The 19,214-nt window shown below is 40.0% G+C and carries 24 protein-coding genes; all 24 read right to left on the bottom strand.

Translation table 11 applies throughout. The features are described 5' to 3' along the window. Positions 1-53 precede the first annotated feature (53 nt). The 24 genes from IEX12_RS00120 to IEX12_RS00005 all read right to left on the bottom strand — a co-directional run bounded on the left by IEX12_RS00120 (position 54) and on the right by IEX12_RS00005 (position 18,962). Positions 54-1,484, bottom strand: a complete 1,431-nt coding sequence (locus IEX12_RS00120) for a distal tail protein Dit (protein WP_188724515.1) — start codon at positions 1,482-1,484, stop codon at positions 54-56. 5 nt (positions 1,485-1,489) lie between these two features. Next, positions 1,490-5,449, bottom strand: a complete 3,960-nt coding sequence (locus tag IEX12_RS00115; RefSeq protein ID WP_188724513.1) for a tape measure protein — start codon at positions 5,447-5,449, stop codon at positions 1,490-1,492. After that, positions 5,450-6,022, bottom strand: coding sequence for a Gp15 family bacteriophage protein (locus IEX12_RS00110; protein WP_188724511.1), 573 nt, complete (start codon positions 6,020-6,022; stop codon positions 5,450-5,452). It abuts the gene before it with no gap. Between the two features lie 9 nt (positions 6,023-6,031). Continuing rightward, positions 6,032-6,484 (bottom strand): hypothetical protein, encoded by a 453-nt coding sequence (locus IEX12_RS00105; protein WP_188724509.1) that lies wholly within the window; start codon positions 6,482-6,484, stop codon positions 6,032-6,034. A 122-nt stretch (positions 6,485-6,606) separates the two neighbouring features. Then, entirely contained in the window at positions 6,607-7,056 is a 450-nt protein-coding gene (locus IEX12_RS00100) for a phage tail tube protein (RefSeq protein ID WP_188724508.1), read from the bottom strand. Between the two features lie 2 nt (positions 7,057-7,058). Then, positions 7,059-7,457 (bottom strand): phage tail terminator protein, encoded by a 399-nt coding sequence (locus IEX12_RS00095; RefSeq protein WP_188724507.1) that lies wholly within the window; start codon positions 7,455-7,457, stop codon positions 7,059-7,061. Then, positions 7,457-7,783, bottom strand: coding sequence for a minor capsid protein (locus IEX12_RS00090; RefSeq protein WP_188724506.1), 327 nt, complete (start codon positions 7,781-7,783; stop codon positions 7,457-7,459). Before IEX12_RS00090 ends, IEX12_RS00095 begins: the two co-directional genes overlap by 1 nt. Then, a complete protein-coding gene (locus IEX12_RS00085) occupies positions 7,783-8,124 on the bottom strand; it encodes a putative minor capsid protein (RefSeq protein ID WP_188724505.1) in 342 nt (113 codons plus the stop codon). The genes IEX12_RS00090 and IEX12_RS00085 overlap by 1 nt, the downstream gene beginning before the upstream one ends. Beyond that, positions 8,118-8,516: a head-tail connector protein gene (locus tag IEX12_RS00080; protein ID WP_188724503.1), complete on the bottom strand. Its 399-nt coding sequence runs from the start codon at positions 8,514-8,516 to the stop codon at positions 8,118-8,120. The genes IEX12_RS00085 and IEX12_RS00080 overlap by 7 nt, the downstream gene beginning before the upstream one ends. Position 8,517: 1 nt before the next feature. After that, complete coding sequence (locus tag IEX12_RS00075; RefSeq protein WP_188724502.1) at positions 8,518-9,390, bottom strand: hypothetical protein; 873 nt, start codon at positions 9,388-9,390, stop codon at positions 8,518-8,520. Positions 9,391-9,392: 2 nt separating this feature from the next. Beyond that, positions 9,393-9,743 carry a hypothetical protein gene (locus IEX12_RS00070; protein ID WP_188724595.1) on the bottom strand — a complete coding sequence of 117 codons (351 nt, stop codon included), beginning with the start codon at positions 9,741-9,743 and terminating at the stop codon, positions 9,393-9,395. Between the two features lie 81 nt (positions 9,744-9,824). Continuing rightward, positions 9,825-10,712, bottom strand: a complete 888-nt coding sequence (locus IEX12_RS00065; protein ID WP_188724500.1) for a phage capsid protein — start codon at positions 10,710-10,712, stop codon at positions 9,825-9,827. 19 nt (positions 10,713-10,731) lie between these two features. Next, the gene (locus IEX12_RS00060) at positions 10,732-11,316 is read right to left on the bottom strand and encodes a hypothetical protein (RefSeq protein ID WP_188724499.1); all 585 of its coding nucleotides are present in this window, start codon (positions 11,314-11,316) and stop codon (positions 10,732-10,734) included. Positions 11,317-11,705: 389 nt separating this feature from the next. Next, positions 11,706-11,936, bottom strand: coding sequence for a hypothetical protein (locus tag IEX12_RS00055; protein WP_188724497.1), 231 nt, complete (start codon positions 11,934-11,936; stop codon positions 11,706-11,708). A 195-nt stretch (positions 11,937-12,131) separates the two neighbouring features. Further along, positions 12,132-12,332 (bottom strand): hypothetical protein, encoded by a 201-nt coding sequence (locus tag IEX12_RS00050; protein ID WP_188724495.1) that lies wholly within the window; start codon positions 12,330-12,332, stop codon positions 12,132-12,134. A gap of 14 nt (positions 12,333-12,346) precedes the next feature. After that, positions 12,347-13,516 (bottom strand): phage minor capsid protein, encoded by a 1,170-nt coding sequence (locus tag IEX12_RS00045; RefSeq protein ID WP_188724493.1) that lies wholly within the window; start codon positions 13,514-13,516, stop codon positions 12,347-12,349. A gap of 4 nt (positions 13,517-13,520) precedes the next feature. Beyond that, positions 13,521-15,011, bottom strand: coding sequence for a phage portal protein (locus IEX12_RS00040; RefSeq protein WP_286170751.1), 1,491 nt, complete (start codon positions 15,009-15,011; stop codon positions 13,521-13,523). A gap of 62 nt (positions 15,012-15,073) precedes the next feature. After that, positions 15,074-16,351 carry a PBSX family phage terminase large subunit gene (locus tag IEX12_RS00035; RefSeq protein WP_188724489.1) on the bottom strand — a complete coding sequence of 426 codons (1,278 nt, stop codon included), beginning with the start codon at positions 16,349-16,351 and terminating at the stop codon, positions 15,074-15,076. Continuing rightward, positions 16,332-17,138 (bottom strand): terminase small subunit, encoded by an 807-nt coding sequence (locus IEX12_RS00030; RefSeq protein ID WP_188724487.1) that lies wholly within the window; start codon positions 17,136-17,138, stop codon positions 16,332-16,334. The genes IEX12_RS00035 and IEX12_RS00030 overlap by 20 nt, the downstream gene beginning before the upstream one ends. Positions 17,139-17,216: 78 nt before the next feature. Further along, positions 17,217-17,477, bottom strand: coding sequence for a hypothetical protein (locus IEX12_RS00025; RefSeq protein WP_188724485.1), 261 nt, complete (start codon positions 17,475-17,477; stop codon positions 17,217-17,219). A 189-nt stretch (positions 17,478-17,666) separates the two neighbouring features. Next, positions 17,667-18,146: a sigma factor-like helix-turn-helix DNA-binding protein gene (locus tag IEX12_RS00020; RefSeq protein WP_188724483.1), complete on the bottom strand. Its 480-nt coding sequence runs from the start codon at positions 18,144-18,146 to the stop codon at positions 17,667-17,669. A gap of 134 nt (positions 18,147-18,280) precedes the next feature. Further along, positions 18,281-18,598, bottom strand: a complete 318-nt coding sequence (locus IEX12_RS00015) for a hypothetical protein (protein ID WP_188724481.1) — start codon at positions 18,596-18,598, stop codon at positions 18,281-18,283. Positions 18,599-18,610: 12 nt separating this feature from the next. Continuing rightward, the gene (locus tag IEX12_RS00010; protein WP_188724479.1) at positions 18,611-18,778 is read right to left on the bottom strand and encodes a DUF3954 domain-containing protein; all 168 of its coding nucleotides are present in this window, start codon (positions 18,776-18,778) and stop codon (positions 18,611-18,613) included. 16 nt (positions 18,779-18,794) lie between these two features. Then, positions 18,795-18,962, bottom strand: coding sequence for a hypothetical protein (locus tag IEX12_RS00005; protein WP_188724477.1), 168 nt, complete (start codon positions 18,960-18,962; stop codon positions 18,795-18,797). Positions 18,963-19,214: the final 252 nt, after the last annotated feature.

Below are 19,214 nucleotides of genomic sequence, written 5' to 3'. Positions count from 1 at the left end.
CCTTTTCATTAATTATTACCTCCATTCTATCAAATTATCGATTAATGACAATTCTACCTATACCGATTCCGATACGTAACTTTCGTATTAAAACTATCACTAGGCTGTGCGATCAACTGATTATCACCTTTTTGCAATTTAAAAAAAGACCCGCCAAAGTCTTTTAAATCCTTGCGATCCTCTCCGTTTATTAAAATTTCGTCATCCTTATGATCAAACGTGATTATGTCACCTGGGTAGGCAATATAAGGTGTCTGGTCAACGGTTGCCTGGTTTAGTTCATAAACCTTAATATGGTTAATCTTTGGCGCGTAAGCGCGCGGTGTATCTCCATACTTACCAATGTGGATTTGGACATATTTCAACTTTCCCATGTACTGATTGTCATTGTCCGTAAATGTTTCTTTCAAGCTATAAACGTGCTTGTTGTTATTGTTTATCCGGGTTACATAAAATTCAAATTGATTACCAACCCTGCGCATTCGTAGCATTCCATAATAAAAATCCCATCCATCGTAGCTATAGTTTCGTGAGTCGATTAAGTAGTTCTGATACTTACCAACAAATGGTCCAACTCGCCCCTCTGCTTTCTTACGATATATATTCCGGCTATTGTCCATGATAGCCATTTTACCCAAGACATTCATACCCTCATCAAACAAATAAAATTCAACCCGAAATGTCTGTGCGGTATTTGTTGTACGGCCTTGAGCCATCATTTCTATTTCAAAGTCTTGGATAGCCGGGATATCTTTTATTAAAGCTGGGCCATGCCAATCGTTTGTGTCGGTTCCATAGCTTGGTACAGTAATCCCGTCATTATCGGTTCCAAGTGTGCCGGATACTGATCCGTCTACTGCGGTAGGTGTATCGCTCCATGTATCAAGCGACTGCCCTCGTTCTTCCAGTAGCAATGCTTTTGTATCTATGACTTCTTCCTCAACATCTGTAGGCGTGCCAATCATCATGTATTCCTCGTTATCGTTCTGTACCATGGCAAACGTGACGGATTTTTTTACTTCCAACTCAAATATCGGATCTGCTTCTGCTGTACCTTCGTTGGTGATGATGTCGGCGTCAGATGTAAATTCGTGTGTTTTTTCTGGGCCGTATTTGCCTTTATCACGTAGCAAAGTTATTGTGCCACGATGTACCCCAATGTGCGGCCGCTCTTGGCTTTCTTCCACACCCGCTAACTCGCAAAAATACGTCATATCGGGTTCATCAGGAAATATGACAGGCACCTTTTCGCTCGTGACAATAATAGAGCTTACAGCATCTACTTTTTTCCGCAAACCCTCTTTGCCTTTTCCGCGAATTTCATAGTCAACCTCGATGTATCGTGTAGGGGATTGTCTGTAACTAACATAATCTTCATCGGATCCGGTTACTCGCAACGTTGTAAGTTCTTGATTAGCTATGCCACGACCTCTGATGTCTATAATTCTCATATATTCGCTCATATCGACTCCGTTATACAACATTATAATCACCCCCTGAAACTTTTAATAGTTTTCTCGGCTCGCTCTATGTTTTCATGTACGACTTCCCAGGTTATTTCACCAACAGCACGGCCTTCCATAATGACATCTGACGGTCTGATGATGATTACCTCTTGCTTACTACTCTTATTCTTTGGACTAGGCATTTTAAAGTTTTTCAACACATCGGAAAACTGGCTACCAACACCCGAATAAGCCATCCTCGATGTACCAAGCGCTTGCTCCGGCGTAGACGTCATTATCATCCCGCTAGACAGGTTATCAAGTTCCCTGTAAACGGATTTTGCATTATCTTTAATCCCTAATGCAATCCCCTCAGGTATCCACTTACCGACATCATCCCTCATTTTACGGGATGGAGAATGTATTTCTAACGACTTCCTCATAGTGCTAGCCACACTGTTAGCTATGCTTCTAGCTGTAGACATTACCCGACCTCTACCAGCGTTTAGGCCGGAATTTAAACCAGACATCGCATTTTGCCCGATAGAATTAAATTTCGATGATGTATTTCTAAACGGGATAACCAACGATTGAGACAAATTCCTCATGGTGCTTATTTGTTTAGAAGCACCCGACTTTAATCTGGTAAGCATATTCGACATTGATTTTTGGGCAACCTTTGGAAGCTTGTTTAGCGACTTGTCAATCTGTTTAACAGATAGATCATATCTCTGAGACAAACTTTTCATGGTGTTTAGTTGTGACTGCGAGCCACTTTTTAATCTGTTCGTCATGTTCTGCATTGCCTTTTGAGTAACTTGCGGCAACTTGGCAAGTGTTGTCTCAATCTGTTTAACCGCGTTGCTGTAACCCTTGGTAATATTCTTAAAACTACTTGTAGAGTTGGTTTCTACGGATTTAAACATTTTTCGAACGGCTTGAATGACCTTGGAAGTACCACTGTTGACGCCTAATGCTAGACCGTCAGTGACATTGACGCCTATTGCTTTAAATACTGTTGAAGGACTGTGAACACCTAATGCATCTTTAGATGCCTTAGTTGTGTCGTCTGACATCTTCTTCGATGCACCTTTAGCTTTTTCGGAACTTCCCTCAATTCCTTTGGCCAACCCTTCAGGAACTGCGTTTCCAATTGATTTAAAATCAGCTGCTTCTATCTCTTGTTTCAGAGAATTCCCTGTATTCGTCACTAAGTGGCCTACTGCTTCCATAACGCCCGATTTTTCAATGCCTAACGATTCGCTTAATGCGTTAGTAGCAGTATCCCCACCTTTAGCAAACGCATCACTTAGTTTTGTAAGTTCTGTATCCGATGCGTTTACTAACGCGTTAACGTGCCCTGCTGATTCGGGACCTGCTTCTCTGAGTGTATTTAAAAGCCCTTCATCTACACCGCGTTCGGCTAATGTAGCAATGTTTTCTGACCATTCACTTATAATACGTTGGTTCTCCTGAAGATTGGAAGTCATTTCACTAATAGACACTTCTGACTTATCGCTAAGCGTGTCAAACATATCCGTTGCTTTGGTTTTGTAATCTTCCCAAGTAGATTTCATGGATTCGACCGTGGCTTGCTGAGATTCGGAAAGGTCTTCAAACGCAATAGTCTGGTTTGCCACACCATTTCGGGTAGCTTCGGTAATCGCGTTAATGGAACTGGTTATTTGCGCCTCGGTTTCTTTCTGTTGCACACCTAACTGTTTATTAGTTTCCTTTAGGGTTTTCTCTTGCTCGTCTAGTTCCCCGATAGCCTCCTTGTGCTCTTTGCTTTTAACACTTCCATCAGCTAGCTTTTGATTCCATTCTTCTCTTAAAGCGTTTGTTTCTTTGAGTTTCCCCTCTACTTCTGCCTGTTCTTTCAGGATCTCTGTCAATCTACTTTGGGCTTCTTGCGCCTTTTCTTGTTCTTTCATCAGCCCAATGCGGGCCTGCAACTGTTCAGACGACATACTCAAAGCATTTGCTTCTTCGTTGTATGCAAGGTTTAATCCTTCAACAGATCCGTTCAGTTCCTGGATATAAGAGTTTAACAAGGCTTTATCTTCAGCGGACTTATTTTCTTTACTAGCCAATTCTTCTATTTTGTTAGCTAATTCCTCATTTGCTTTGGCATTGGCCATTGTTTCACTTGTAGTCTTCTGATATGCTTCTGCGCTTGAGTTTACAGATTCGTTCAAGGCTTCCGAGGCTTCCGTGAGTTTCTCTGTTTCACCCGTAAGCCTTTCTCCCTCTTCGGTGGCTTTATTAAACCATTTAATAATACCTACTACAGCACCGGCTAAAGCGCCAATTCCGGCCGTTACCCAACCTACGGGGCCGGACATAACTTTTAGCGCATTACCTAAAACTTTTGTAGCTGCTGCTTTTGCTAACATGGCAGCAGTTGACAACTTTATTTTTCCTGTCATGACCCCAATTGCTAAAGTGCTTAATTTGATGACTCCTGATTGTGCAGCTGTAGCTACGATGTCTGCTTTTTTAGCCGCTGTCTCACCGACTTGAGCCGCCATGCTTGCTTTTGTTGCTAATGTTAATGCTTTCTTAGATGCCTGGGCTGTTAATAAAACTGCATTTGATGCTTTTATTGCATCTGATACTTTATTAACGATTAAAAGCCCAGCATAAGCTGTAGCCGCACCTATTAATACAGGAGATAATGCCCTTATTACAGGTATCGTTGCACTAACTACTGCACCAAAAGCCTTAAAAAATGGAATAGTAGCCTCAATAACACCTTGAATTACATTAAATGAAGCATTGACGATCCCTTTTAAACTATCAATGTTTTGTGCAATGTCCTTTCCTGTTACTTCTTTCGATAGTTTGTTAAAAGATTCAATAATATTAGCGATTCCTTTAGCTGCCGCATTTCGTAAGTTGCCAAGGGATGTAGCAATACCTAAACTGTTTTCCTTGGCAAGTTTCGCCATAATGCCTGTTCCGGTACCTACTTCGATCAGCTTGTCGTTAAATTGATCAAGGGTAATAGTACCGTCTTGTAAGGCATTATATAAATCATCTTTAGCACTCTTACCAGCAAACCCGAATCCTTCCGCAATCTTGACCAAACCAACGTCCATCGTTTCAGACAAAGTATTCCAGGTGTCCATGTTTATTTTCCCCGTCTGCAACGCTTTAATGTACTGTTCGGTACCACGTTTAGCTTCCTCTGCGCTAGAACCTGAACCAAGTAGAGCGTTGTTTAATGCCAAAGCCGTATCAGTAGCTTTATCCATATCGTCAAATGACGTATACATTCGTTGTGCACTGCCAGCTATGTCATTCAATTTTGTCGGTAAACCATCGATACCGTCTGCTAACTTATCCATTGCTTTTTGTGAATCTTCGGCAGACACGCCTAACGCCTGTAAGACCTTCGGAAATGCATTAAGTGTGTCGAAACGGCTTATTGCATCATCCATTGATGATTTTAATGTTTTAAATGCTGCTGAAGCTATAGCGATAAGTCCGATAGAAACGGCTAATTTCTTCGTGTTATTAGATGCTTTTTCTGTTTCCTGCCCCATATTATCTAGACTATCAGATACACCTTTTACACTAGATGCCGCACCTGCACTACTATCCGACAAGCCATCAATAGCACTGTCTACGCCTTTTAAGTCCTTGCCTGCTTTACCTCCACTATCCCCTAATCCATCGATAGCATCACTGGCACCTTTTACACTAGAACTTGCTTTTGCTGTACTATCTGATATCCCGTCTACTGCACCCTCGGTACCTTTTAAGCCTTTGCCAGCTTTTGAGCCAGAGTCGCCTAAATCATCTATTGCGCTGCTTGCCCCTTTAACGCTAGAACCCGCCTCGGCACTACTATCACTAAGACTGTCCATGCTATTTTCAGCTGCTTTAACGCCCTTACTAGATTTAAGGCCAGCATCTTCTAGCTTGTCTAGTTCCTTCGATGCAATGTTAACTTGCTTGCCGTCCACTTCGATTGCTATTTTTATTGTTCCGTCTGACACTTAATCCACCTCCTCAGGTTCTTCGTCATCAAGTGCGTATATTTTCTGTAGATCCCGCATGGATTGCTTATACTCGGTCGATTCACCCTTTGACGGCTTCCACATTCGTATTTGGATGATTCGTTGCATGATTGTATCGGATGGTAATCCGTTCAAAAGCGATTGAAATTCATGCCAGTGTAGCTTCCTTTGTTCTCGATAAAGATTCATCCCGTAAGCCTGTTGAAAGGAAGCAAAGATATATTCAGCATCTTTATCCAAGTCAATGAAATTTTTGTTTTCATCTTCTTTTACAGGCATTGGGTTACCTTTTCTGTCATATTCGATCGGTTGTTTGCTTTCGATATGGATAAATGATTCATAGACATGATTCCATAGATCGATTGTGATAGCTTTGTCAAATGATTGATCACCTAATAGCAAAGCAAGACATATTTCAGCTTTTTCATAGTCCCTAAGGGTTTTATCATTAAGGTAATCAAACACATCTAGAACGTTGTCAAAAGACAAATCAATAGCATACTCCTTGCCTTCAAAAGCGAAGGATGTGACTAAAGGGTCATTTAACCGCATGTTAGCCACCTACTTCTTTTTAGCTTTTTTGTTCAGGGCTTCGTTTTTCTTCGCTTCTACTTGTTCTGTTCGTTCTTTCTCTTGTTCATTGATTCGTTTAGCGATAGCGATTCCTACAACTTCTAGGGCTTGTTCCAAAGCCAAAATATCGGGATAGTTCTTGTAGATTTTTTTGAATGTACCATCTCCGAAAATGATGTCATACTGTGCTGCGATGAACTCTTTATTCACATCAAAAGCAGCGTCAACTTTTTCAATGTCGATATCCTCAATGTCAATTTCATCTGGAAAGTGGATGTGCTTAGCCTTCTCTTGCGCTTCTTTTAATTTTTCCTGCGCCAAATTATCCACATTGAAGAAACGTCTTAAATTTTCTAGAGAACTGTCGAACCATAATTCTATCGTTCCTATTTTCACAGGAAAGCCAGTCCGTTGTATATCAATCTTTAATTCTTGTGACATGGGTTTATCCTCCTTATAAAAAGAGACGTCCTTAAAAAAAAGAACGTCTCTTTAATCAAACTATTTAAGTGTCACGGTTGCCCCGTCCGTTGTTGGAGATACGTTTTCAACTTCCGGGGTAATTACTCCCCCGATAGGTCAGTTTCCTCCGGCAATGTATCAAATCTTATGTTACAGCTAAATGTTTCGTAAGCAGACGCATCACCAGCACCTGCTACAATTGCAGAAACTGTCGCTCTACCAACCCATTCCTTTTTACCGTCTGCTGACACAACCTTATGCCAAATCTTACGCTCGTCACCGGTTTTGTATTTTAATCCGGCAATCAAAGCTTGTGCCGGGTCTTCCGAGTCATAGAAGCCCTCTGGTGTATATGCTCCTGCTACGGATATAACATCAGTTTCTAACGTACCATCACCATCATAAAACGCCATATCTTCTGTTTCTTCTTGCGTGTCATCACCAATAGTCGAGATGTATTTTGCTAGTTCTAACCATTCTGTTCCCGGTTCTTTTTCTCCTGGTTTGTACGCTTGTACAAAGTGTCCGCGTAATGCGTTTTTTTGTCTCATGCTTAATTATCCTCCTTAAAAACTGTTATTTTTGCTTGTACATCCAATAAAAAAACGAACCAACCTTGTTCATCTGCTCCATTGATAAAAGGCTTGTTCGTTATAATTAACTCTTCAAATTCAAAGCTATTATCTTCGCTTTCCAATTCCTCAAGATTTTCTAACTCGTTTTGAACTGTCCACAAAGTATGACTTATTTTGCTTTGTAACTTCGATTTCATGGCTATTTCACAATTCATTTGCCAGTCTTTTGTACCATCCATGTATTCTTGAGTCACTCTCGACCCCGGCAAAGGATATAGCACAAGTGATTCATCTGTGCCAAGATATCCTAGTTTGCACTCAGTAGGAAGCCCAGGCATTTCATTAATTCTATCGCATAGCCTATCAATAAAATCCATTACCATTTCGCTCCCTTCAAAAATGCATTTAACCAGTCACGCATATAGATAGCCTTTGCTTTATTATCCCAACGTGGACCAGTGCCGGGGGTAGTGTAGTTATACATGTACATATAAAACATCCTGCGTGCATATGGCGTGTTGTAGTTAATGCCAGAACCGTCTATGTCGATCGTTGCGGTCTGTCGTAAAATACCTTCATCCATCGGCACAAATTGATTCATGTCAGCCAATGCTTGGTTTGCTAAAGCGTACCTACCTCGGTTTACGTTTCCTTGACTAAGTTTTTTTCTTACGCCACTTAAATTAATAGATACCTGTACCACTAGACCACCTCTAATTCATAAGAATAAATGGTCTTATCGTATGCTTCATAGATAGGTATAACTTTAGTAACGACATGTTCCTGGTCGTCAAACAAAAGTACAGATTGTGTTTTAAACGGCGGTAATGGCGTTGTGATGCCCTCATAGCAAAAAACAACCGCATTATATAGCAGTTGTTTTCCGGATGTTGTAGACGTATATTCTGCGCCTCTGTCAATTCGGCAATGTTCAATCAAAACAGCATCGGCGTATTCGGGTTCTGACCATTTGTTTTCACCTAGATACTCTTTGTACTCAAATGAGTCAATACAAAAGTCTTTTGGCACTTTCGGCATTACCATACGCCCACGCCCCTAAAAAGTAATCCAGTTCCCTCCAAGTAAATAAACACGTCCTCGGCTACCAGTGGCTTACTTTCGTTAGCACCACTAGGATTATACCGACTGGCATTAGATACGCTTGTACGCCCTGCAGAAAACGTTTGTGGTGCATTGTTTATTTCCTCAAATGTGGTTGCACCTAAAGAATGGAAATACTCTATTTGAGCGCATAAAGCCTGCTTAAACTTATTCACTCGCCATGAATTATCCTTGTCCATATCGCACCTTGCATAGAAATGATTGGTGACATTATCCAAAATAGCGCTAGCCTTAGGCAATAGATTATTAAACTGTTGTCCGTCTATATCAACGTCAATCAGTTCTTTGAATTCTTCATACGTGAGATAAGGCATGTCAACTCACCCTCTCAATAGCTTCTACATATTTGCTGGATACTTTGTCTTTATTAACAAATGACAGATCATCTTCAAAAGGCGATATATCAACGTATTTACCTTTAAAAAATAAATCTTTATCATCACCTGTAACTCCTGCGTTGTGCATGATTTTCGTATCGTTCCACCGTTCTAACGGATCAGTCGCCCAGCAAAAATCAAGTTCATTGGATATTTTCGGGCCAATATTGAAATACATCATATTCCACAACTGTGACCACATTTCGGCTGTCCATTTTTGGATATTGGAATCTAGGCTTTCAAAATACTTCCAAATCTTGTTGGAATCTTCGTAGACCTTCTTCCAATATTCAACTGTTGGACTCTTTATTAGCCACTGAGCACCACCAGAATTTTTATTGATTGTTTCCAATGATTCAACAGTTACGCCAACGATACTAGCCATCTCTTGAAGAACGGTCTCTCCATTTTTGCATTGCCGAATATAATCAAGGTTTAAATATCCGTTACAGTCGCTGCAATACCACACATCATTTTTGACTGGCAACTTACGAAAATCTAGCTTTTCTCGGAAAATAACATCCGAATCCATGTAGAAGTATTTGCCTTTTTGCCTTTTAGGATTTTCTTCAAGGTACTTCCACCACAGATATGGTTTAATGCTCGGGATATATGACTTGTCATCTCGCAAATCATCATATACGTGTGTTTCTACACCATATTTATTTTTAAAATAAGCAGGAATAGCATCGTCCCACTTTTGGAAAAGCAGAACGATGTTTTTTATTCCGTGCGATTTTAAATTTGTCAGACAGACATCCAATTCCCATTTAAAACGGTTCGTTGCAGGCTGACACAACAGATATTTCATAATCAACCCTCGCTAGTAGTGGTCGTGGTTGTCGTTGGTGCTGCGGTCGTCGTACTAGTTGTTGTCGTTGTTGCCTTTGTCGTTGTCGTAGTAGTCGTCGGCTTCTCCGTCGTTGTGGTCGTAGTAGCCTTAGTCGTCGTTGTTGTCGTTGTCGGTTTGGTTGTCGTGGTTGTTGTCAACGTTTCAAACCCAGGAATATCTACCCTATCCGATTCTTTATCATCTTCTACGCGTACCGCTTGATACTCGCCATTTTCAACAGTTTTTCCGGATCCTACACCAGTGATTTCAAGAGGGCTTTCACCCTCGTTAATCACAGTGTCACCTTTATAGATTTTAAATATATCTGCCACTCCATTCGCTCCCTTCATTTTATTTTAAATCGATGACTGCCCCGTCAGTCGTTGGCGTGACATTGTCAATGTTCGGGGTCGTTACTCCCCCGACAACATTACTTTTAGGACAGCCTTTTTATTAGCTGGCAAAATAAATTCTCCTGCCTTACCTGCGCCTTGGAAAGCTACACCGTCAAAGTCTTCTGATTCGATCGTACGAGTGGTATTGATACCTGTAAATTGCTTACCAACACCAGTAATAGAAGTATAGGCATATTCACCAGTTTGGAATTTTGTTTCCGGTACTTCTTTGATTTGGAAACCTTTGAATCGAAGAATCCCATTTTCGTCGATGTTTGCCCCAGATTTTTTAGCGCTCGTTGTTAATGGATGATCAACAATTGCGTTATACAATTCTGGTTTCACCCAAGCCATTTTTGTTCCGACTGCCTCCATGTTTACGTAGGCATTGGATAGGTCATTGAATAGTTTTAATACAACATCGTTAGACAGATTAGCTAATTCAAATGTCTTATCAGCAACCTTCGAAATAAACAAACCGCCTTTATTGTCAAACAGTTGTACTTTAGCTTGCGCCTGCAATTCCGAACGGTCTGCGATAGTTGCCGCAAAGTCATTATTAACCGTATGGCGGTCAATACCTTCGTGAAATACCCATTCCCATGTATACGGCACATCAGTATCCGTGTAGATGATTTCTTGACGATCGCCAAAACGGGTTGAGTTGCTTGTACCTTTCCCAAAACCTACATCAGGATCTTTGTTGTATTCCGTACCGATAACAACCGGAATATCGCTTGTTTTGATCGAAAAAGCTGTTTTGTTATGCGTAACTCCGTCTAATGCTTCTAAGCCACCACCAAAAAACTCGGAAAAGTAAGCTTGCTTTTGATAGACTGCTTGCAATAGTTCCTTGAATTGTTTTTGATAACTACGTACTGCTTGGTTGTTGTTTTCTCCTGCCATTTTACATTACCTCTTTCTTTTATTTGTATTTAGCCAGTTTTGCACTGAATGGATCTGGTTCCTTGTTGCTTCCACCGTTCGGATTACCAGGCGTAACAATTTGTGGAGATTGTTGTTTTTCTTCCTCCTGGGTACCAAAATAAGGGTACTTCTCGATGATCTGCTTAATTGCATCATCAATAGTCACATCATCACTTACTTGCCTTTCGGCTAAAGCGACAACGTCCTCGACCGATTCAGCATTTACACCTTGCTTCATTGCGCTTATTTGCGCCTTGAGAGATGTATTTTCATTGGATAGATTGTTATTTGTTGTTTCCAATTCTTGCATTGCTTCGGACTGTTTTTCCTGCTCGGTCTTTTGACTATCTTGCCATTCTTTAAACTTAGCAAGTCCATCCTTCGCATTCTCAAAGTCTTCTATACCAAGCTCTTTTAATAGTTTTTCAGTAGCTTTCTTAGACTCTTTCGCTACGATGTTATTAACATCTTCTTGCTTAAAGACTTTCTCCTCTACTTTTTCGGTAGTAGTATCCGTTTGTTGTTCTCCAGCTTGATTATTGGTTTGCTGGTCAACCGTTTGTTCTGTATTTTCTTCTGACATCTTTATTCCTCCCGTTTGGGTGTTTTCTTCCGTTCTTTATAGCCTGCGGATAAAGGCATAATAAAAGCGCTGTTTGTTGGGTACAGCGCAAACCTTATTTCGCCTTTTTTTACATCATGCTTAGGATGGTGACCAGGAATCCCCTGATCCAGAAAATAGTTGGTTATCGCTATACGAAATCCAACTGGCTCTATCTACACTCGGTAGATGAGCTAACAGCAGTAACCATTCTGCTATTCACTTGCCCCGTTTGCCACCTATACGAATGACTCAACTCCAAATCAAATTCGCAAGCTTCCCTGGCATGCCGTTTATATTTAGTGTCCTAGTCATGCTATTAGGACAAGTAGCCAACGTATGCTACTAACGAGATACGGATCACCTCCGCCTTATTCATTTTCGAGATATTCTATTACATCTTTGCTGGCAACGTGTCTTTTTACAGTCAATTCCGCTCGCTTTCCTGCTTCATGAGATAGTTCTATCTTCTTAACATATTTGGTCGTTTCTTTCCCATATTCAAATAACCTTCCTGTTTGCCCGTCTACACAGATAACTACATCATAGTCTTTAGGATTAATAAGTTTTTCTAACAACAAACCATCTTTTTGTTTACTCATGTTATTGCCTCCTATTTCTGATAGATAAATTCTTTAACGTGCTAAAGACAAGTATCAAACCATTTCAATCCATTCCTGCTTATAACAACGTCCTAACCACATTTTCCAAACGACAAAGTATTTTCTCCCATCCGTTTCGCGCCTAGTTCGATATGTTAAAGGGAGTATCTGTTTCAAGTACCACAACATCCCTAATCACCTCACTTCCTCAACCACTTTCCTTCCATCTCCAAATGTTTCTGTTGTTTCTGCCGCAGATGGATAAGTAAGATCAACAGTAAACCCGATTGAACCGTCATCATATTTTGTATGATTCACTTGAACGGTTTCCAATTCGTCTGGGTCAACATTTTGCAACAATTCAATAGCTTGTTTTAATATCGTTTCGTTTTTCATACTGTACACTCCTTTCAATCCTTATAAGAAAAGTCGTTCAACAATGTTTCCAATGGCGTATAAACCTTCTCACGTTTATAATTGCGGCTCAAATACTCACCATTATTCTTTAAATGCTCCCTCATAGCCGCCTGCCTGCGCCTAACCATCGTTCGCCAATGATTAGCTTTATCGCTGCCTAGATGTTCCGCAACCATAAGATTCTTTTTATACTTCACAATCTCTCTTTCGATCCTGCGTTGGGTATCTCTAGCATTAGCGACTCTTTCATTCAATTCAGCATCATATTTAGGCTGGTTGTTGGTATTGACACCCGGAATAAATGGTATATGCAAATGCCGACAATTAACGCCTCTATGACCTCCGGCAGTACCATATTCAGCACCCCATGAGTAATCATATATGGATTTGTACGGACTATCAGCAGGGATTTCATCAGGAAACCTTAAATCAACCACATTGCCCTGAATAACAGAGCATTGCTTTCTTGCTCCTGCATGACTTGTAACAAGTACCGTATGCACATCATACTCAGCCATACGCTCTGTTCTAAGTTCATTATAGGTATTTCCAAGGGTAGACTTTAAAACTGTTCTTACATATCCCTCAAGGCTCCATGTATGATTTCCTCTATCAGTCATGGTGCTTTTAATACCCTTTTGTGCTAGTTCAGTGATAGACCGTTCCAATGACTGTTCAAACGTATAGATTCCGGTATTAAACATGGATGTCGTGCGATTGAGTACATCTTGATACGCTCTTTGCGCTGTGCCTACACCATATGCAGTAGTGATTAACGTTTGATTAACATAATTGTCAATTTCGCTCCAAACTTGTTCATGATAGGCTCTCATGACGTTATCAAGGTTGTTTGGCATGGGTTTAGTCTGTTGTGGCATAGCTTTGTCTACATCTTGTACAATTGTCTTGCCCGCATCTTCAAACATTCGTTTGATTTCGGACTCTGCGACACCGGTAACCCTTGCAAGTAGCTGGGTCACTTCGCGATTAAACAAGCGTAATTCTGATAGTTTTTGAGCCTGCCACATGGTTATGTCATCATGTCCGTTTTTTAATCGCTTGATGATGATGCGGATAATCTCACCTTCTAATGATTGATAAAGGGCTGACATGTTGCTAGACCATAAATCAAGCTGATATGGAGTGACTTTAGGCTTTGCCATTCAATCACTCCTCTTCGCCGTAAGTATCCTTTTGTGATTGATACTCTCTTTCCATCGGGTCATTTGCTAGTTGCTCCGCTTGCATATCCTTTAGCCATTGTTCAGCTGTCTCTTTTGGCACTTCAAACAATCTTTGGATAGCTTCAACGGATGGAATAAAACCATATGTCTTAGCTTGACCATAGAATTGAAGTAGCGCTGATCTATCCTGGAAAACCCCGTCATCGAAATCAACGCCTATATGTTCAAACGTTGGAATTTCCCCACTGAATAGCTTGTATGCTTTAGCCAATTCAAGCACAGATACAACCAATCCCTTAATAAACTTCTCAACCTCATTAACATGGTTGTTCCTAGTCCTGTACGTTAAACTGTTTTCGCTGACAACTTCAGTAGCTGTTTTCATGCTCTTACCATCAAATGAAAATGTACCAACTGATAATTGCAAATCCATTTCCAGCGTTTTTAAATGATGATTTATAGCTGATACATATTGTTCAGTACGTATATCGTTTGTCACATCCTTGACAAATTCCTGGTCAAATTCCATCTTTGCCAACTTGAACACATTAACATCTGGGTCGAACACCGGACGTGGTGGTTCACCATGTTCATCGGGGCGAACTTTTAACATTTGATCACTGATAAACACCGTACGTTGCCCCATTCTTAGTTCCCAATTAAACTGATCGTACGTGTCATTAATCTGTTTAAGTGTTGGTTTGCAATTATCTGTAATCCCTAGTCCTAATGGGCTATGAGGATGGATATTGTTAAACCCGGCAGGCTTTAAATAATTAAAGTTTGGTCTTGTCAGCCCTGCTATTTCGGTTTTCTCTTGCAAATCCTCGTACAACTCATTTAACGGCACTCTTTTGCCGATTTCACCTTTATTATCGGTCTTGTACAGTTCATTAGTGATAACGTATAAGTCATTAACCCACTCGTGAAATTCCAACAGCGTGTAATATATCGTTTTCTTTTGCTCCATTTTAGTTGTAACAGACTTTATGACACCTTCCGTAATGCCATTACTGTTTGATCTAAGAGGAAAAAAAGCATTGGCCAGCGCCCACGAAAACTCAATCTCGCCTGTTGCTTGGTCAACATAAGGGCGAACGGCAATCCCTCCGATGGCAAACATTGGGTCCAGGTATCGCATTAAATTCTTTTTAAAATCGTTATGTTCGAATACATGTTGAATAAAATCATCAGCATTTTTAAAGGTGTTTTGCTCTTTGTCATCGTCTGCATCTGACACGACAATTTCACATTGTTCATTAAATACTAAGCCAGACAACAATTCAGAACTCAATTTCATCATGTTCAGATACATGTAATCACGTTCGCGTAATTCACCCATTGAATTGAGATACTCAACTTTGGGATATTCGCCTTTATATTCAGCAAAGTTGCGCTCAATCCTCGCTAATTCATTAGGATCAATATTTATTTTAGGATGGTCATTGATTGTTTTTAGTGTTCCCTCTGTCAAAGCGTAACCTCCCCTCTTGAATAAGTTTTTAATGCGGTCTATGACATTCAAACGATCACCCCCTACAGTACGTACTGTCGATAGAAATAGTTGTTTGCGTATCTAGCTTCGTCCATCGCGTGGTTCCAATCATCTATCGGCTTTCCATTATCATCACGAACGTACATACCAATTTCTTTTACAAAGTCGTAATGATCGTATTTATCCGTATCAATCAAGAAAAATTGTTCATTCGTAATGGAGTTTTGAAACCTTTCAATTCCTACCTCAATACCTCCACCCTGTTTCTTGGCATCATGGGCATTGTTATCAGCCCTGGTTGTCGATATACCAATCTTGTGCAATTCTTCTCGCAAGGACTTACAGGCCGGATCAACAAATACCTCCGTGTATCGCATTTCGTACTTATCAACACACCATTGGATAAATTCCTTTATCTCTTTGGCATAGGTACTCATAGCTTTAACTTGTCCTGTATCTCTACCAGAATGGTAATAGTTGGCTACTCGATTCAAACGGAATTTGTTATCGTACCTGGTCACGATATTACAACTGCATGATGTAGCATCTGATTGCCCACCATCAGCCACAAAGTACAGTTCATACGGTTTTCCTAACAATGCCGGAATCTGGTTAACAGCCGGATTAAACATGGCATAAATAACACCCTCCGGCATAACCCTTTTCCCAAACCAGTCACGATCTAGCAAGTATGGATTCTTTTTTAATGTTTCATAGATTTCTTGCTTACGTTCATCGGTGATGATCGGGTTATCCTGGATGGTCCAGTGAGTCCAGCGTGTGTTTTGAACGTCAAATACTTCACTTATAACCGGATGATTCGGCGCTGGCGGGTTTAAGTCTGCCAGATAATACCGATCTAATGCTGCGAACGTCCGTCTAAAACATTCCTGTATCATCGACATATGCAATAGGTTAATCTCACAGAAAACAACGCTGCCTAATGACATCCCGGTAATAGCGCCAACGCTATTCGCCTTGGCTCCACCTTTGTAATAAACACGTTTTATTCCGTTGGGCGTATGGATCTCTAAATGATCGCCATGTTCATCATGTTTAATATCTGCCAGGTTGCCAAATATGTGCATTAGTCCGGTGCCGTCACCATCTATAAACAAACGAAAAGCCTGCTCTTGGTTATAAGCAACAATTAGATGGTTCTGATCTCTTGAATTCGTTAAAAAATCAGCGTACCTAAAATGGCCCGCTGTTGTTTTGCCGGAACGTGGGGTTCCTTCAAATACATCTAGTGTGTAATCATAAGGACGGTAAATACACTCTAATTGTTTAGGCGAAAATTTAATGTTTGTTTTGCTCATATTGTTTCCGTCCTTCAATTAACGCATCTAACAAGCTAGTGTCCTTTTTCTCGCCTTTAATGAGTTTGGTGCGTTCTTTGGTAAACTCGGTTTCTGCTTTCGTTTTTTCTTCCTGTAATCGTTTCTTATCATTCTCAGATAGCAAATCAAAGTATTTAGATAACATTTCAAGAGCCTTCATTTTGTCGGACAACTTTAATTTTATGCCATTCTCTGTATTGCTTAATTCGCTAATAACTGATGTATCCATCTCTTCTAAAGGCTTTACCGTAACAGTAAAACCCGCGCTATCACGTTCTACGTAATCTCCGATATCAGCAAAGGCAATGTCAATGTACTTCTGTAATATGTCTCTTACATCTAATTTCAACTCATTAGCTTGTTCTGCCTTCATGCGGTCTATTTCTGCGCTTATCTTAGGATTCCTTAGATGTCTATGTCCTTGTACCATTGCTGTTGAATAAGCGCACTCATATGCCTTCTGGTAAGCCTTGGTCGCATTAAAATACTTAATGTAGTAAATACAAAAAAGCCTTTGTTTTTCAGTGAGATCATCACTTTCAACAATAGGCTCAAACTGTTCTTTATTTTTGGTTGCAACTTTCTTTTTAGGGGTTGCAACCTTTTTCGGTTTGGTTGCATCCTTTTTAGTTGCACCCCTTGACCATTTTTCGCGGCTCTTTCGACTTTTCAGGGTGCCTAGCTTTATATTATGTTTTGCAGCTAAATCCTTTAATGTGATCTTTGTTGTTTCCCATTCTTTTTTTAATTCTTCCCAGTTAGGCATTACATAAACACCATCCCCCTATGCTAATTGCTTTTTGGAATAAAAAAGCACCCCAGATGGAGTGCATTGTTCATCAAATTATTCGCTTTCTTTGATTGCTTTTAATACGCCTAAGATGGCGTGGTATTTTTCATACCCTTTGCTATTTAGGTTCTTAGCATTTTCTTGAACCTTCTCTGTCAAAAAATTGTTTTCAGACTCTTCATCCATGAATATAACTGCTTTTGAAGCCCACGTTTCTAGTTCAATTCCTTTAAGAATTTTTCCGGGTACCATTGCTGATTCTTTAGCCTTGCTTTCAAGTTTCTCGCCTTCTTCTATAAGTTTATCTAAATCCATTATTCCACCCCCTTTTGTCTATTTGTTTCGACAAAAGAGGACTATTTTCCTGCTTTATTTACAAATTATATATAATTTTATTACTAAAAGACCGAAGGTCTTAAAAGAACACGCTCTAACTAGATTAGTGCTCTATATAAGACCCCTCTACCAATAAGAACTTCGTATGGCAAATCGTATGGCATAAAATTAAGAAGCGATTTCCTCCACTTTCTTTCTGGCTCGATTAATGTAACTTTGTACTGTCGCTTTAGATAGTCCTAATTTAAGTGCAATCTTACTCATGCTCAATTGTTCCGCCTCATACATGATATAGCACTGCCTTTCTCTATCGGAAAAATTTCTAAACAGCTTAAGCAACTCCTGCCTTTGGTCTTGCCCCATATATAATGGCTCTCTCTCTAATTGTTCTGCTATATCTGGAATGATTTCTATTTCATCATATTGCTTTGACCTATAGGCGTTTCGCTTATCGACTCCTCGATATAACCCTGGTTGCCTACCTGTTTCCATCCAATCGATAGAAAAAGACATATCGTCTATCATGCTATTCACCTTGGATTTGTCCAATTTATCTATATCAGATTCACCTAATTTATTATTCATTCGTTGTAGATCCTTGCGACCTTCTCCGTATTCGATTATTAGTTTGTCAGCCCAGTTGTTCATATGACCCCTCCTAGTTGGTTGCAAAAATCGATTAAAATTGTAAAATAGTTGCAAAGACATAAAAAGACACCAACAGACTGCATTAATCGCTAATCCATCAGTGCCACTCGATTTTTTCGATATGACTTATTTAATTATGCAAAACCCTTTGTGCTTCCATGTTCATACCATTTTTCGTCACCATAATTGTTATAAAGGAAAATTTCACCTCTCAAACCTAATTCGATCCAAACAAATATAACGTCAGGCGTTTTTATCTGCTCCGCGATTTCGTTTAAAGTTAACTCGAGTCCTCCTTGCTCTGTTTCTCGCCAATTCAAGCTATCATTATCTATTATTTGGTTTCCGACAATAATTCTTACTGAGTACCCCATCAAATCAACTGTTTTTTCGCCTAATTCCATTTTGTTTTCGCTTCTCATATATTCTAAATCCTCTTTACCAATGTACATTTTTATTACCCCTCACTTCTTCGTATAAGACACCTCATAATGCGTAGGCTTGCCACCCTGCCATGTAATCACCTGTTTTCCGTATCCATCACCCGGCACATCCACTTTTACTAATTCACCCTCACGAATCATATAAACAGCATTCTCATGTAAATCAATCTCGACCTTCATATCCGTCATTTGCCGACCCCCGATGCTATTTATTAATCACTTCGTATGCCATATAAAACGATGTAACCGCCATTGTGACAATCATTCCCGTAAATGCTATCTCAACCTTAGCCAACTCGGATAAAGCTATTGTAATCACCGCTAATACGATAAACACTGCAACAGCAGATATAAATGTTTGGATTGCTTTCATGTGATACCCTCCTAAGCCAAGCAGAGCGCTTTTAATCTTGATGGCTAATAAAAACTATCCGTATGTAGTTAGCGCCCTGTTGTGGGTTTGTATTTAGCTAACTTCGTATATTTTCGTACAGTATTACCTCAACCCTTGGGTTCTGTTTGTCTATCAAAAAATGATGATGTATGCTCTGAATCTCTCCCCAACCATCGTTTTTTAATTTACCCGCCTTAACAAGGCCATCCAGTAAAAACTTCATACCGCAAG

The organism is Lentibacillus populi (genome assembly GCA_014642895.1).
Taxonomy (GTDB): Bacteria; Bacillota; Bacilli; order Bacillales; family Amphibacillaceae; genus Lentibacillus_C; species Lentibacillus_C populi.
This window is presented reverse-complemented; position numbering and strand designations above follow the sequence as displayed.

What these genes read in the sequence shown, in the direction of transcription:
- IEX12_RS00120 (WP_188724515.1), bottom strand. Translation starts at nt 1,484, where the DNA reads ATGTTGTATAACGGAGTCGATATGAGCGAATATATGAGAATTATAGAC.
- IEX12_RS00110 (WP_188724511.1), bottom strand. Translation starts at nt 6,022, where the DNA reads ATGCGGTTAAATGACCCTTTAGTCACATCCTTCGCTTTTGAAGGCAAG.
- IEX12_RS00105 (WP_188724509.1), bottom strand. Translation starts at nt 6,484, where the DNA reads ATGTCACAAGAATTAAAGATTGATATACAACGGACTGGCTTTCCTGTG.
- IEX12_RS00100 (WP_188724508.1), bottom strand. Translation starts at nt 7,056, where the DNA reads ATGAGACAAAAAAACGCATTACGCGGACACTTTGTACAAGCGTACAAA.
- IEX12_RS00095 (WP_188724507.1), bottom strand. Translation starts at nt 7,457, where the DNA reads ATGGATTTTATTGATAGGCTATGCGATAGAATTAATGAAATGCCTGGG.
- IEX12_RS00085 (WP_188724505.1), bottom strand. Translation starts at nt 8,124, where the DNA reads ATGGTAATGCCGAAAGTGCCAAAAGACTTTTGTATTGACTCATTTGAG.
- IEX12_RS00080 (WP_188724503.1), bottom strand. Translation starts at nt 8,516, where the DNA reads ATGCCTTATCTCACGTATGAAGAATTCAAAGAACTGATTGACGTTGAT.
- IEX12_RS00075 (WP_188724502.1), bottom strand. Translation starts at nt 9,390, where the DNA reads ATGAAATATCTGTTGTGTCAGCCTGCAACGAACCGTTTTAAATGGGAA.
- IEX12_RS00065 (WP_188724500.1), bottom strand. Translation starts at nt 10,712, where the DNA reads ATGGCAGGAGAAAACAACAACCAAGCAGTACGTAGTTATCAAAAACAA.
- IEX12_RS00060 (WP_188724499.1), bottom strand. Translation starts at nt 11,316, where the DNA reads ATGTCAGAAGAAAATACAGAACAAACGGTTGACCAGCAAACCAATAAT.
- IEX12_RS00055 (WP_188724497.1), bottom strand. Translation starts at nt 11,936, where the DNA reads ATGAGTAAACAAAAAGATGGTTTGTTGTTAGAAAAACTTATTAATCCT.
- IEX12_RS00050 (WP_188724495.1), bottom strand. Translation starts at nt 12,332, where the DNA reads ATGAAAAACGAAACGATATTAAAACAAGCTATTGAATTGTTGCAAAAT.
- IEX12_RS00045 (WP_188724493.1), bottom strand. Translation starts at nt 13,516, where the DNA reads ATGGCAAAGCCTAAAGTCACTCCATATCAGCTTGATTTATGGTCTAGC.
- IEX12_RS00035 (WP_188724489.1), bottom strand. Translation starts at nt 16,351, where the DNA reads ATGAGCAAAACAAACATTAAATTTTCGCCTAAACAATTAGAGTGTATT.
- IEX12_RS00030 (WP_188724487.1), bottom strand. Translation starts at nt 17,138, where the DNA reads ATGCCTAACTGGGAAGAATTAAAAAAAGAATGGGAAACAACAAAGATC.
- IEX12_RS00025 (WP_188724485.1), bottom strand. Translation starts at nt 17,477, where the DNA reads ATGGATTTAGATAAACTTATAGAAGAAGGCGAGAAACTTGAAAGCAAG.
- IEX12_RS00020 (WP_188724483.1), bottom strand. Translation starts at nt 18,146, where the DNA reads ATGAACAACTGGGCTGACAAACTAATAATCGAATACGGAGAAGGTCGC.
- IEX12_RS00015 (WP_188724481.1), bottom strand. Translation starts at nt 18,598, where the DNA reads ATGTACATTGGTAAAGAGGATTTAGAATATATGAGAAGCGAAAACAAA.
- IEX12_RS00010 (WP_188724479.1), bottom strand. Translation starts at nt 18,778, where the DNA reads ATGACGGATATGAAGGTCGAGATTGATTTACATGAGAATGCTGTTTAT.
- IEX12_RS00005 (WP_188724477.1), bottom strand. Translation starts at nt 18,962, where the DNA reads ATGAAAGCAATCCAAACATTTATATCTGCTGTTGCAGTGTTTATCGTA.